This is a genomic window from Puia sp., assembly GCF_035546395.1.
Taxonomy (GTDB): domain Bacteria; phylum Bacteroidota; class Bacteroidia; order Chitinophagales; family Chitinophagaceae; genus Puia.
Genome location: NZ_DASZXR010000016.1, coordinates 341,771 through 355,595 on the forward strand (window position 1 = coordinate 341,771; position 13,825 = coordinate 355,595).

The window sequence follows — 13,825 nt, forward strand, 5'->3', positions numbered from 1 at the left end:
TTACAGGGGCGAGAAAAAAGCGAATGGCAGCAGTTTTCGCATCGGAAAGCATCATTTCAAATAAAGGACGGCAAATTGCTGATCGTCCGTAGGGCTATTATTCGCGATTGCGACAGGACTATTGCCCGATAGAAAAAGATAGTCGCCTTTTTTGGTGAAAGGTTGACGATTGACGGTCCCATTCGCGCCGGGGCCCGAGAGGCTGATCACGAGGATGGGCGCCTGCGAGCGGGGAAGCGCCTCGTGCTGGCCCGCGGGAAGTGTCAGCCGGTAAACCCGGGCGGGTTTTGCATCGAACAGCAACTTGCTGAAGGGAGGGTCAACCACCTTCCCGAAAGAGCCGGGCACATGCGGCAACTCGATGTCCATCACATGAAACTCAACGGTATCCTCATTCCAAACCCGGTGGATGCGCGGCTTATCCTGGAAACTCTCGAACCAGATATTCCCATCGGCAAAGGAAGGCTTGCCGGGTTCGACAAGCACCTGCGAGCCGGTGCGGGTATTGCTCAGCACAATGAAGACGGAGGGTGTCGAGTGTTTGTGCATCTGCGTCGTATCGTGGGGCGGAACATGGACGTCGAGAACGCGGACCCATTCGTTGGCGAGGACCTTGTGATGGCGCGGCTCTTCGCTGACCTGCACCTGGGTGCGGGCGGCGAGAGACAGGATGAGGCCGCTAAGAAGGAGCATCGGTTTGCGCATGATCGCAAGATAGGAAAAAACGGATTGCGGCCCTCGGCGGCGCCAGACGGTTACGGCAGGCGGCGGCTAATCAATTTTGAAGAACCTGCCCGCAGCATCGAAGACAAGGTCCTTGCCTTTTACCTCCACCTCATAGCGCGTCTCCCCGGCAGCATCCGTCACCCTTCCGGCTTCCGTGATCCTTGAGCCCGGGTAGTGCTCCTTCACATATTTCACAACGGCAGGAGGAAGCGTACCGGCAGGAATAGCAACCACCTGTTGAACAAATCGGCCATCCGGAGTGAAGAGAACGGAATTATCCTCTTTTGAGCGGCCGCCCCAGTTTGCTTCATAGTTGCCTTTTTCCTTCTCCCAGGTGACGCCGGCGGCAGCCGGATACTTATTCGCCAGAGCGGCCCTCACAGCCGCGGGGACGGCGGCGACGCTTAGTGTTTGGGCGCTGCTGTGCATCGCGAAGAGAAAGAAGGCCAGAAGGCCCGGCAGGAATTTTATTGTCATGGCTGGAATGTTTTTCAGCCTCCAAAATAGATCCTAATGCTGTAGAGAATTGGGGGAAAATGGCGTGGCACCGCAATTGCAGTGTATCTTATAGGCTTTTAATAGGATATTGGATTTTAGCAACGGCCTGGATGTCTATCCGGGCTTTTTTTATGCAAGGATGGGAAATCCCGCAACACGGCGCCGCAAAGCCGCCCGCATAAGGGTATGTGCTTAAGTGCCGGTAAGGTAATCGATCAAGGCGGAAAATGGAAAGGCCCGCGCCTATGCGATACCGGGAACAGATCGCATCTTTGTAGCACAGAGCAACATTCTGTTATGGTCTTGCTCCTTTTCCCGAGCCTGTGCGCATTTACCCTGAATGAATTAACCTGCCAAACCCGGCGGGTTTTATTGTGAGAATCCCGGCGGTTTCTTGTGCCCAACCCCGCAGGCTTTCACTATCTTTCGCCGAAATTCGCCGTTTGTCAAGGTTCCCTATACTCATCTGTCTCGGCTTCCTCACCGGCCTCTGCCTTCGGGCGACGGCTCAGGAATACAGCTACGTGAATTATACGGTCAACGATGGACTCGCCGGATCGACCGTATATGGGATGGTCCGCGACAAGGACGGCTTTCTCTGGTTCGGCACGGAGACGGGTCTAAGCCGCTATGACGGATCGCATTTCAACAATTTCTATATCAGCGACGGCCTGCCGGACAACGAGATCATCAAGCTATTCGTCGACTCCCATAACCGGGTGTGGATCGTGCCGTTCAAGAACAGTCTCTGCTATTATCAAAACGGTAAGATCCATAACCAGCAGAACGACTCCTTGCTGAGCCGGCTGACGATACACGGCGAGGTGTTCTCGGTGACCGAAGATGTCCATGGGGACCTCATCATCGCCGAGATGCGGGGGATAGATATCGTCAGCCCGGAGGGTAAGATCACTACCATCGATCACTACCAGGGCAGGCAGTTTAGGTTGGTACAGGTAGGCCTCAATGAAAAAGGGGAAGGCCAGTTCATCCTCAATTTCGATCTGGGAACGCCGGTCGTAACGGTAGAACATGACGCCCTCGTAAAAACGGGCAGCATGAAAGGAGAAGGCGAAAATAACTATACCTCGACCTACCTCGGGCCCGAACTGATGATCTATGAGGACCGGGACAGCCTTACCTTCCTCTACAAAGGCGAGAACCGGGCCCTCAAAATGCCGGCCCCCAAAGGTTTCCTCCATATCTCCCGCATCGATGACAGCAGCCTGACATTAAATGCCTATACCTCCACCTATCTCTATAACATCCGCCAACGGAAGCTCGTCGACAGTTTTCTACCGGGCCAAATGACCAGCGGCGTGCTGGAAGACCCCGAAGGCGGTCTCTGGTTCAGTACCCTCGGCGGCGGCATCCACCGGCTTATCACCCGCGATGTAACCCGCTATTCCCTCCGCGAAGGCAGCACGGTATTCCCCGTATTCTCCATCCTGCGCGCGGGCAATACGCTGTACGCGGGTTCCGACCGGTTCTATCTCTGGAGCCGGCGCGATGGGGAGAAGGCGTTTTCTTCCCGGAAGATCGACGACCGCTTCAGCCGGGGAAGGATCACCACGATCCAGGCCCTGAACGATAACGAGATCATCGCCGGAACCGACGCGGGGATATTCGCCATCAGCGCGCCGACCGGACAAAGCCGGCTGCTTTGGCATCGTGGATCGGTAAAGGGATTTCAATTGATCGGGGATACGACGGTGCTGGAGTTCTCCGGGACCGATGTCCACCGGATGCGGCTAAAGACCGGCGACCTGCAGGGTCCTCCTGTCTGGACAAGCCGGTCGACCTGCGGCTGCCTGTTGGGCGACCGTTGTTATATCGGAACGTTGACCGGATTGTATGCGATCTCCCCGGACAAACCCTCCAACCCTGAAGCGCTGCTGAACGATCGGATCTCCGCCGTCGCCGCCGCAGCCGACGGAAGCCTCTGGGCCGGCACCTTCGGGGAAGGCGTGGTATTGTTGAAACACGGTAGAACAGTGCGGCGATGGACCGTGGAGGACGGATTGACGAGCAATATCTGCAAATGTCTTTTTGTTTACGGAACCTCGCTCTGGATCGGAACCGACAAAGGCCTGAATAAACTCGCGCCGGCCGACACCGGCTACACGCTCACGCCCTTCACCACCGTGCAGGGTCTTGGCTCGGCGACCATCAACGCCGTCTACGTGAACGGCGGTAAGGTGTATGCCGGTACACCGGACGGCATGACGGTGTTCCCGGAAGACAGGGTATTCCGGCCCAGCGAGTGCAAGCTGCGGATAACGGGACTGCGCATCTCGGGCAACGCCTGGCCGCTGGACACGACGCATTTCAAACTTCCCTATAATGACAACGACCTGCAGGTGGAATATGCCGGCATCAGCTACCAGGGCGGCAGCGCGATCCGCTACCGCTACCGCCTGCTGGGCATCGACGACCGCTGGGGAACCACGGACCAGACCTTTCTCCACTACCCCAGCCTGCCGCCCGGCGAATATGAACTGCAGATCCTCGCAGTGAATCCCACCGGCGCCATCGCCAGCACCCTGCAATTGCCTTTTTCCATCGACCAGCCCTGGTGGGAATGGATCTGGGTGCGCATGCTCTTTGCCCTTACCATCGCCGGAGCCATCTGGCTGCTCTTCCAACGCCGCATAAAGGCCATCCAGCGCAAAGAAGCGGAGAAGACCTGGACCGTCGCCCGGATGGCCGAGCTGGAACAAATGGCCCTGCGGAGCCGGATGAACCCGCATTTTATCTTCAACAGCCTCAATTCCATCCAGCTTTTCGTCCTGGAGAAGGATATCCGGGGAGCCAACGAGTATATCACGCACTTCTCCCGCCTGATCCGCCAGACGCTGGATATCTCCGCGCGCGCAGAGATTTCCGTACAGGACGAAGTGAATTATCTTTCCACCTATCTCGAACTGGAGAAGCAAAGATTTGAAGAGGCCTTCGACTATGATATCTTTGTCGACAGCGGCATCGACCGCCAGTCACAAATGGTTCCGTCGATGATCCTGCAACCCTATGTCGAGAATGCGATCCTCCATGGCATCGCACATCGGGAAGACCGGCAGGGTCTTATCCGGGTGAGCATCCGGTCCGACGGGAAGTACCTGGTCTGTACGGTAGAGGATAACGGCGTAGGCCGGGAACGGGCCGCACAGTTAAAGCGCAGCGAGCCGAATCCTTACCCGTCGAGGGGTATGGAAATGACGGCCCGGCGCATCGATATCCTTAACCGGACGATGAAAGAGCCGATCGCTGCGGTGATCGAAGACATTACCGAGGAGAACGGCCGCGGCGAAGGCACCCGGGTGATCGTCCGCTTCCCGTTATAGAAAACTTGTTATACTATGATAAATTATGCCCTTATCGATGACGAACCCAAAAATGTCAAGATCCTCAAGGCCATGCTGGATGAGTTCTGTCCCGACCTCGAATATGTGGGAGCGGCTTCCGGCATCACCGACGGTGAGGTGCTGATCCGGAGGGAGGAACCTGAACTGCTATTCCTGGACATCCAGCTGTCCAATGAGAATGGATTCGACCTCCTGGACCGGCTGATGCCGGTTTCCTTCCAGGTCATCTTTGTCACTGCATATAACGAATATGCGGTAAAGGCATTCCGCTACTCGGCGCTGGATTACCTCCTCAAGCCGGTCAATATCGACGAACTGACAGCTGCCGTCGCAAAGGCAAACGAACACCGGCGGCTGCGCAATCTCAACCGGCAATTGCAAAATCTCATCTTCAACCTGCGAAGTCCCGAGGCGACTTCCCATAAGCTCGCGATCCCCAACGCGGACAGCCTGAGCTTTATTTCGGTAAGCGACATCATCCGGTGCGAAGCGAACGGCGGCTATACCCATTTCTATATGACCAATGGGGAAAAAATGCTCTCCACGAAGACGATTGGGGAATACGAGGATCTGCTGCCCCCAGATACGTTTCTACGCATCCACAGCAAACATATCATCAATATCCAACACATAAAGAAATATCATAAAGGAAGGGGCGGATTTGTGGAAATGGAGGGAATGTATACCATCGAGGTATCAGCGCGGCGGAAAGCGGAATTCCTCAGCCGCTTCGGATTCTGACAAATGCCGGGTTTACAGACAAATAAGACCATCCTTACCCTGTAAGAGATGGTCTTGACCCTTAAAACAACCTGTCGCAAGCGTTAAAATTTCTTTTTTAGACCCCTATAGTACGTTCAACCGGATATTCGTAGTAATACGACTAAAATAAGCGCTTTTTTTCAATGGTGGTTTGCGCCAACTTTTCGAACGCATATAATTAATTGATAATCAATTGGGGTCCATCCTTCCCTTTTTCCGGTTCGTGTAATTGGCGCATTGATTTGTCCGCTGCGCAATAGTTTCGGTGTAGAAGGCCATAATTGTTAAAATATCGGCCCCCGCCGATTGGGGCATCCCGGTTTGGCATATTAGTAGATTACAATACTATCATGGAAGGCAATGTAGCATATACTGTCTTTTTCACCTACGATGTTCAGGATCACGGCCTGCAGTTCCCCTTGAAGGCGGAAGTGAAGCCTACGGGGGCGGGGATCTATACGGTCACCGACATCCGGCCGGAATCCCAGGAGGAAGGCTCGTTGCTGCCGCCAATCCGCATAAAGAAAGAGAACGGGGAATGGATTTTCGTCGACAACGGACAGCCCAGCAATCTAAGCTCGACCATTGGCCGGGCAATCGAAGCGGTGACAAGTTTGGCATAGGTTTCGCCGCTTTTTTTTCCGGAGAGAAATTCCCACATGGCCCATCTCAAGAAAATAATGATCGTAGACGACGATGCCGACCACCTTTTAGCCGTAAATCTTATCTTCCAAAGGAAAGGATATGAAGTCCGGCCCCTGCTGGGCTGTGAAAGCCTGGAGATGCTCCGCGAAGAGGTGAGGCGTTTCCGCCCCGATCTGATCTTTATGGATCATGATATGCCGGTGGTGTGTGGGAGCGATGCAGTGAAGATGTTGAAATCACACCCCGTATACCGCCGGATCCCGATAGTCTATTTTTCGGCGCATGACCGGATCGAGGCGCTGGCCCGGGCGGCGGGGGCCGATACCTGGCTGAAGAAGCCTTATGTCCTGAACCGGCTGATGGAGGTGACCGAACAGTTTCTCTGAAAGTGACGGATAACGTATTTTTACGGTCCTTTTTTCCATACGCTAAAATTACTATGAAGATACTGGTCATCGAGGATGAGGTCAAGCTGGGGCAGTTCCTGGGAGACGGGCTGGCGGAAGCCGGTCATGTGTGCGATCATTTCACGGATGGCGCCAAAGGGCTGGAGGCGACGGTAGGGGCCGGCTACGAATTGATCATCCTCGACCTGATGCTGCCCAATATGAACGGATTCGAGATCCTCAGCAACCTGCGGAAGGCCCGCAATCCTACCCCGGTGCTGGTGGTCAGTGCGCTAAGCGATCCCGAACAGGTGATCCAGGCGCTGGACCTGGGGGCGATGGATTATATGCGGAAGCCATTCGACTTCGACGAGATGCTGGCCCGCATCCGGACGATACAACGGCGAAGCATCGGCCCTGCCGGATACCGGCTATCCGTAGGAGACCTGGAACTCAACCTGCTGACCCGGGAAGTGATGCGGGCAGGTGTTCGGGTCAACCTCAGCAACCGGGAGTTCTCGCTGCTGGAGTTCCTGCTGACCCACGCCAACCAGGTCGTGACCAAAACGCAGATACTGGATAAGATCTGGGATATCAATTTCGATCCGGGGAGCAATATCGTGGAAGTCCATATGTACCAGCTGCGCAGGAAAATCGACAAAGACACGATGGAACCCCTGATCCAAACGGTGATCGGGCGGGGATATATCCTGAAAGGTGAGGTCGTCAAAAGCTAGGCGTAACTTTCCATGGGAATCAAATTAAAGATCACATTGGCCTTTAGCGTGGTGTTCATCCTGCTGAGTGTCGCGGTGAATTTTATGTTGTACGGGCGCATTCAGGAGACGGCGATCGCAACCGGTATTATCAGTGCCGTAATCTCGGCCATCATCTCGTATATCCTTACCGGAATCCTTATGCGACCGCTGCAGCGCCGCATCGACGAGTCGTTGCAACAACAGCAGAACTTCTTCGGCAGCGCGTCGCATGAGTTGAAGACGCCGCTGGCGATCCTTCGGACGGAACTCGAGGTAGGCCTGCGAAAGCCCGGATTGGAAGAAGGCGTCCGGCAGCTGCTGAGCAACCAGCTGGAAGAGATCAGCCGCCTGCAGGAGGTGGTCAACGAATTCCTGGTCGTGAGCCAGCTGCGGGTCGGCTCTCCTTCGCTGTACCGGCGGCCCTTCGATCTGTCGGTGTTGGTGGTGAAGGTGTATAACCAACTGCTGCCCTTGCTACGGCAGAAGAACCTGGAACCGGTCATCCGGTTCGACGAGGAGGCGGCCGACTTTATCGTGACGGCGGATGAGGACAAGATCCGGATCGTGCTGCTGAATCTTTTGGAGAATGCCGCCAAATATGGGGTGCGCGACACGGCCATCACCTGCAAGGTGGAGCGGTCGGCAACGGCCGGCGGGTTGACGGTGGAGTTTACGAATGTCACCGGGAGCGAAACGGTGAATACCGAGAATTTGCAGGTGGCCTTTTACCGCAGCGACCTCATCCAAAAAGGGGCCGGCCTGGGTCTCTGGCTGTGCAATGAGATCATCCGGCTGCATGCGGGGCGAATCGAGGTGAGCAGCGGGAACCATCGCTTTAGCGTGAAGATAAGCCTGGGGTTGGCGGACGAGGAGTCTGAGAGGGCGCTTTCGGCCTAAGAGGCCTCTTCGCCGGCCGCTCCGCAGATCGCTCCGCCGCGGGCGCCCTAGGCAAGATACTTATCGATGGCGGCAAGCAGGGTATCCACGTTGAAGGGTTTTGGCAGAAACCCGTCGGCGCCGGCCTCCCTGGCGTACTGTTGGGCCTTTTCCACTCCCGAGAAATAGATCACCTTGATATCTTTTGTAGACTCGTTGTCTTTCAACATCCTGGTCGCCTGGATGCCATCCCGCCGGGGCATGCGATGATCCATGAAGATCAGGTCGGGTTGGAAGTCCTTTACCACCTCCAGCAGCACATCGGTATTCCAGAGTACCAATACATTAAATCCCCTGTTCGTCAATATCAGCTTACAAATCGAAAGGTGGTCCAGGTCATCATCGATCATTAAAATTTTCCGGGGATCGGACATGCCGTTTTTTAGGCGTAAATTTATGCGCTACGCCCCCTTTCCCGACCCTCCGGCATCTATATGAAGAAAAATTAATTTCGACAGCGGCGACGGCGCTGCCATCCTCCGCAAATTGTTGTTATTGAAACGAATACCTCGTGATCTTACCCTGTGCGGAGCTGCTTGTGTAGAAATTGGCCGTTAACCACGTAAAAATGCCTGGAATGCTGAGAAATTATCTAAAAGTCGCCCTTCGGAACCTGTGGAAGAGCAAGGGCTATTCGGCAATCAATATCATCGGTTTGGCGGCCGGTCTGGGGGTGTGCCTGCTGATCGTCCTGTATGTCATCGATGAAGCCAGCTACGACCGCTGGAACCCCAAGGCGGACAGGGTCTACCGGCTCGATGCGGATATTTATTTCAACAATACCCGGTTCTCCGCCGTGACGACCCCGCGACCACTGGCATATACCCTTGCCAAAGAATACCCGCAGGTAGAACAGATGGTGCGAACGAACTACCAGCCGGATGTGATGGTGAAAAAAGGGGCCGGCTTCATCCAGGATCACCGCCTTGTCTTTGCCGACTCCACTTTCTTCCAGCTGTTCCCCGTACCGATGATCGCCGGGGACGCGATGACCGCGTTGAATGAGCCCAACAGCATCGTGCTCGACGCATCCGCTGCCCGGCGCTATTTCGGCGGCACAAATATCGTTGGAAAAACGCTCGAGCTCGAGAACCACATGGTCTGTAAAGTGACTGGGGTAATGAAGGACATGCCCGCGCTTTCGCATTTTCATTTCAGCTTTATCCGGCCGCTGCGGGATTTTTACAACCACGGGGATGAGAACGACTGGCTGAGCAATAACTATACGAGCTATATCCTTTTACGGCCGGGGGTGACCCGGGCCTTTATGCAGAGCCGGATCGATGCAACGGTGCACACCTACCTTGGCCGGCAGCTACAGGAAATGCTGCATACCTCCACCGAGGAGATGCGGCGGAGCGGGAACTACTTCAAGTATGAGATGATGCCGGTCACCGATATCCACCTGCATTCCAACAAGTCCTATGAGTTCGAGGCAAACGGCAGCATCACCTTCGTCTACACGTTTTCGGCGGTGGCCCTTTTGATATTGCTGATCGCGTGCGTGAATTTTATGAACCTGAGTACTGCCCGGAGCGCCAACCGGGCCAGGGAGGTGGGCATCCGCAAGGTCGCCGGAAGCACGAAGGGACACCTGGTCGCACAGTTTCTCACCGAGTCGGTCGTTCTCTGTTTTATCTCGCTGGCGCTGGCCCTGGGGATTGCACTGCTATTGTTGCCGATGTTCAATATCCTTTCAGGCAAGGATTTGCATGCGGCGGGTCTGTTCTCGATGCGGCTGCTGCCGGTGCTGGTGCTGCTGGCGTTGCTGGTAGGCGTGATCGCGGGAAGCTACCCCGCATTCTACCTTTCCTCCTTCCAACCGATCCAGGTGCTGAAGGGTAAGATAGCCTCCGGATTTGCACGCAGCGGGCTGCGAAGCATCCTGGTGGTATTCCAGTTCTTCATCTCGATCAGCCTGATCATCGCCACGCTGGTCATCTACCGGCAGCTGCAATACATCCGCAGCCGCGACCTGGGATTCAACCGCGAGCAAGTGCTGGTGATCCACGGCGCCTATGAGGCGGGAGACGCCATCAAGAGCTTCCGGCAGGACCTTTTAAAGCTGTCGGGAGTGGAGAATGCGACCCTCTCCGGCGACCTGCCTACTGCCGGGGGTTACTCCCAGAATGGCTGGTTCCGCGATCCCTCCATGGACGCCAAGCGGGTAACGGTGATGACTACGCTTTTTGTCGACGAGAACTATATCCCTACCCTTGCAATGCAGATGGTGAAAGGGCGCAACTTTTCACCGCAGCAGTTCCCGACCGATTCGTCGGCGATCATCCTGAATGAGGCGGCGGCGCAGATGCTGGGACTCTATTCTACCGGAGGGCCGTCGATCGGCGCGTCTGCCGCCGGTGGATCTTCGACCGAGGGGCTGAGACTGTACCGGCCGGGCCGGAATATGGAGCCCGTGATGCTGCATGTCATCGGGATCGTGAAGGATTTCAACTATAGCACGATGCACCAGAAGGTGGGTCCGCTGGTGATGCAGCTGGCCGACAACCGGGGAAGCCTGGCCGTCCGGTTGCGGCCCGGTACCGCGGCGCAGATGGAGCGGCAGATCGAAGCGAAGTGGAAGACGATGGCCAATGGACTGCCGTTCAGCTATACTTTTATGGACAACGATTTCAACAACCTCTATCATGCCGAGCAGCAGACAGGGCAGGTGTTCATCACCTTTGCCGTGTTTGCGATCCTGATCGCCTGTCTCGGGCTATTCGGACTGGTGACCTTTGCAGCCGAACAACGTCGCAAAGAGATCGGCATCCGCAAGGTGCTCGGCGCGAACATCGGCGGCATCGTCGCAATGCTGAACCGCGATTTCACGATATTGGTGGGCATCGCCGCACTGGCGGCTTTCCCGGTGGCATGGTGGGCGATGAACCGGTGGTTGCAGAGCTTCGCCTACCGCGTGGGAATCCCCTGGTGGGTATTCGTAGTGGCCGGCGTGGCGGCACTGGCGATTGCACTGGTCACGGTAAGTGTGCAGACGGTGCGGGCGGCCGTGGCGAATCCCGTTCGTTCGCTGCGGAGTGAGTGATCAGGGGACGAGCACCGCCGCCCCATGTATCCTCCCCGACCGCAACGCCTCGAGCGCCTCATTGGCCCGCTCGAGCGGGAAGGTTTGAGTGGTAGTGTGGATCGGAACCCGCGGCGCAAGATCGAGGAATTCATGACCATCCTGCCGGGTCAGGTTGGCGACAGATCGAAGCATTCGTTCTTCCCATAGCAGGTCGTAGGGGAAGGAAGGGATATCGCTCATATGGATACCGCCGCAGACTACCGTGCCGCCCTTGTCGCAACTGCGGAGGGCCTGGGGAATGAGGGCGCCGACGGGGGCGAAGATGATGGCGGCGTCGAGGAGTTGGGGCGAGGGTTGCGAGCTGTCGCCGGCCCAGGTGGCGCCCAGACTGCGGGCGAAGTCCTGCGCCTCTTTGTCGCCGTCCCGGGTAAAGGCATACACCTTCTGCCCTTCATATAAAGCGACCTGGATGAGGATATGGGCGGCGGCGCCGAACCCATAGATACCCAGATGTTTTATGTTGTCGCCGGTCAGGGTATACGACCGGTAACCGATGAGGCCGGCGCAAAGGAGCGGCGCGCCGGAAGCATTGGTATATTCCGCGGGCATCGGGAAACAGTATCCTTCAAACGCCAGGGTATATTCCGCATAACCGCCATTGTGGGTATAGCCGGTGAAAAGGGCGTTTTCACACAAGTTCTCCTGTCCTTTGCGGCAAAACCTGCAACGCCCGCAGGTGTAGGCAAGCCAGGGAATGCCGACGAGGTCGCCGGGTCGCAGCGTGGTCACCTCACTGCCGGCACGGACGACCTGCCCGACTATCTCATGGCCGGGGATCAGCGGCAGCCGGGGCTCGGGAAGCTCGCCGTCGACCACATGTAGATCGGTACGGCAGACACCGCAGGCAATGATCTTGACGAGGACCTCCTGCGTCGAAGGCGTCGGAACGGGCAGCGTCTTGAGGATGAGGGGCCGATGCGGGGCCTCCAGGACCATGGCGCGCATCGTGGCGGGCAAGGGCCCGGCCTGGAGCATCGGCGCGTCCGACGCTGCGGTGGACGACGGTATCGTTGAAGTAGACATGGCAACGGCGCTTTTTATTATTGCAATCCTTTCTCTTCCCGGCAGCAAAGATCGTGCATCATCCTGTAATCCATTTTCAAAAAAAAATTTCCCGCGGAACTTGTAAAACTATAAAAATAGTTTTAGCTTTGAACTATAAATATAGTTTTACAATGGGAAAGGAAAAACCCGAAGGCGGCCGCAGGGCCCTCACCAAAGCCGAGGAGCAGGTGATGAAAGTCCTCTGGCGGCTGGAAAGCGGTCTCCTGATGGACATCGTCGAGGCCATGCCGGCGCCGCAGCCGCACAAGAACACTGTGGCGACGATACTAAAGACCCTTGTCGACAAGGGATTCGTACGCATCGAAAACATCGGGCGCATCCACCGCTATCATCCGCTGGTCTCCAGGGACGCCTACTCCCGGGATACCCTGTCATCGGTGGCCACAGGATATTTCGACGGATCGTTTACCAACGTGGTCTCCTTCCTCGTGGATGAAAAGAAGCTGTCCGTGAAGGATCTCGAACTCCTGCTTCAACAAATCAAGAAAAACAAGAAATCATCATGATCCTCTATCTATTACAGGTAGCGCTGGTCAGCGGACTGTTGACCGCCTGGTATTATCTCGCGCTGCGCAACCGGCGGCTGCATGGGTACAATCGCGCTTACCTGTTGGGGTCGCTGGCGCTGAGCCTCGTGCTACCGGCCATCCCGTTTCACTGGACGGCTCCTGTCTTTGCGGGCAAACAGGTGTTCGCCGGAACGCTCGGGCGGGTCGTGGACCTCGGCAGGGCCGCAAACAACGCATTTCCCATCGTGACGATCGCCTGCTGGACCGCCGCGGCCGCGAGCGGCGCACTGCTGGGACTCAGCGTGTGGCGGATCGTTCAGGTATACCGGCTGAAAGCGCGGGCAAAAGCGGTGAAGATGCCCGGTTATACGCTTGTCGAAACAGATGACCCGCGGACGCCCTTCTCCTTCTTCAACAACCTCTTCTGGCAACGGGATGCCGACCGCGATGATCCCGTGAACCGGCGGATCCTTCGCCACGAGATCGCGCATATCCGCGGGCGGCATAGCTGGGACGGCCTGTTCGCACAGCTGGCCTGCTGCCTTTGCTGGATGAACCCCTTTTTCTGGATCATCCGGCGCGAACTGACCGTCGTGCACGAGTTCATTGCCGATGCGGCAACGGGGATGGAAGGCGATACGGAAGGCTTCGCCCGGATGCTTCTGCAATCCCTAAACCAGGGACGGTTCCTGCAGCCGGTACAAGGTTTTTTTCAATCACCGATAAAACGAAGACTTATTATGTTACAAAACACCCGAATGAGCCGGCGCAGCACCCTGCGCAAGACGCTCGTAGCGCCGGTCCTCCTGGCGGTAGTAGTATTACTTTCCTGTAGCAAGACTCCCGGCGGTCACGCGAGCGACGCGGCAAATCCCGACGCCGCCAAGCTGGCGAAGGAGCAACTGGATTGGAAGACGCGGAAGCTGATCGGGAGCTCCGTGATGGAGGAGATGAAAAAGCGGGCCGACGCCGCAGCGGCGGCCGGGATGTCCCAGATGGAGTACAAACTGATGATGGAACGCAAGCTGCAGGAGACCGAGAAACAGATGAAGCAGCCCGGCCTGTCGCAGTGACCCGGTCGCGGCCCCAC

General features: G+C 56.5%; 13 protein-coding genes. 9 read left to right on the top strand and 4 right to left on the bottom strand.

What is annotated here, in order from left to right; all coding sequences use genetic code 11:
- Nucleotides 1-51: 51 nt before the first annotated feature.
- Nucleotides 52-705: a hypothetical protein gene (locus VHE34_RS22570; RefSeq protein WP_325592134.1), complete on the bottom strand. Its 654-nt coding sequence runs from the start codon at nt 703-705 to the stop codon at nt 52-54.
- 66 nt (nt 706-771) lie between these two features.
- Nucleotides 772-1,203, bottom strand: coding sequence for a PepSY-like domain-containing protein (locus VHE34_RS22575; protein ID WP_325592136.1), 432 nt, complete (start codon nt 1,201-1,203; stop codon nt 772-774).
- Between the two features lie 464 nt (nt 1,204-1,667).
- Here VHE34_RS22575 and VHE34_RS22580 point away from each other — a divergent pair, with 464 nt between their 5' ends.
- The 6 genes from VHE34_RS22580 to VHE34_RS22605 all read left to right on the top strand — a co-directional run bounded on the left by VHE34_RS22580 (nt 1,668) and on the right by VHE34_RS22605 (nt 8,034).
- Entirely contained in the window at nt 1,668-4,565 is a 2,898-nt protein-coding gene (locus VHE34_RS22580; protein WP_325592138.1) for a sensor histidine kinase, read from the top strand.
- 15 nt (nt 4,566-4,580) lie between these two features.
- Nucleotides 4,581-5,327: a LytTR family DNA-binding domain-containing protein gene (locus VHE34_RS22585; protein ID WP_325592140.1), complete on the top strand. Its 747-nt coding sequence runs from the start codon at nt 4,581-4,583 to the stop codon at nt 5,325-5,327.
- Nucleotides 5,328-5,698: 371 nt separating this feature from the next.
- Nucleotides 5,699-5,971 (top strand): hypothetical protein, encoded by a 273-nt coding sequence (locus VHE34_RS22590; protein WP_325592142.1) that lies wholly within the window; start codon nt 5,699-5,701, stop codon nt 5,969-5,971.
- 36 nt (nt 5,972-6,007) lie between these two features.
- On the top strand, nt 6,008-6,379 hold the full coding sequence (locus VHE34_RS22595) for a response regulator (RefSeq protein WP_325592144.1): 372 nt from the start codon (nt 6,008-6,010) through the stop codon (nt 6,377-6,379).
- A gap of 53 nt (nt 6,380-6,432) precedes the next feature.
- Entirely contained in the window at nt 6,433-7,116 is a 684-nt protein-coding gene (locus VHE34_RS22600) for a response regulator transcription factor (RefSeq protein WP_325592146.1), read from the top strand.
- A gap of 12 nt (nt 7,117-7,128) precedes the next feature.
- Nucleotides 7,129-8,034: a HAMP domain-containing sensor histidine kinase gene (locus VHE34_RS22605; RefSeq protein ID WP_325592148.1), complete on the top strand. Its 906-nt coding sequence runs from the start codon at nt 7,129-7,131 to the stop codon at nt 8,032-8,034.
- A gap of 47 nt (nt 8,035-8,081) precedes the next feature.
- Here VHE34_RS22605 and VHE34_RS22610 read toward each other — a convergent pair whose 3' ends face one another.
- Nucleotides 8,082-8,423 (bottom strand): response regulator, encoded by a 342-nt coding sequence (locus VHE34_RS22610; protein WP_325592150.1) that lies wholly within the window; start codon nt 8,421-8,423, stop codon nt 8,082-8,084.
- Nucleotides 8,424-8,650: 227 nt separating this feature from the next.
- Here VHE34_RS22610 and VHE34_RS22615 point away from each other — a divergent pair, with 227 nt between their 5' ends.
- Nucleotides 8,651-11,119: an FtsX-like permease family protein gene (locus tag VHE34_RS22615; protein WP_325592152.1), complete on the top strand. Its 2,469-nt coding sequence runs from the start codon at nt 8,651-8,653 to the stop codon at nt 11,117-11,119.
- Here VHE34_RS22615 and VHE34_RS22620 read toward each other — a convergent pair whose 3' ends face one another.
- Nucleotides 11,120-12,184: a zinc-dependent alcohol dehydrogenase family protein gene (locus VHE34_RS22620; protein WP_325592154.1), complete on the bottom strand. Its 1,065-nt coding sequence runs from the start codon at nt 12,182-12,184 to the stop codon at nt 11,120-11,122.
- A gap of 152 nt (nt 12,185-12,336) precedes the next feature.
- On the opposite strand from VHE34_RS22620, the gene VHE34_RS22625 reads away from it, so the two are divergent.
- Nucleotides 12,337-12,732 (top strand): BlaI/MecI/CopY family transcriptional regulator, encoded by a 396-nt coding sequence (locus tag VHE34_RS22625; RefSeq protein ID WP_325592156.1) that lies wholly within the window; start codon nt 12,337-12,339, stop codon nt 12,730-12,732.
- The gene (locus VHE34_RS22630) at nt 12,729-13,808 is read left to right on the top strand and encodes a M56 family metallopeptidase (protein ID WP_325592158.1); all 1,080 of its coding nucleotides are present in this window, start codon (nt 12,729-12,731) and stop codon (nt 13,806-13,808) included. Before VHE34_RS22625 ends, VHE34_RS22630 begins: the two co-directional genes overlap by 4 nt.
- The last annotated feature ends 17 nt before the right edge of the window (nt 13,809-13,825 follow it).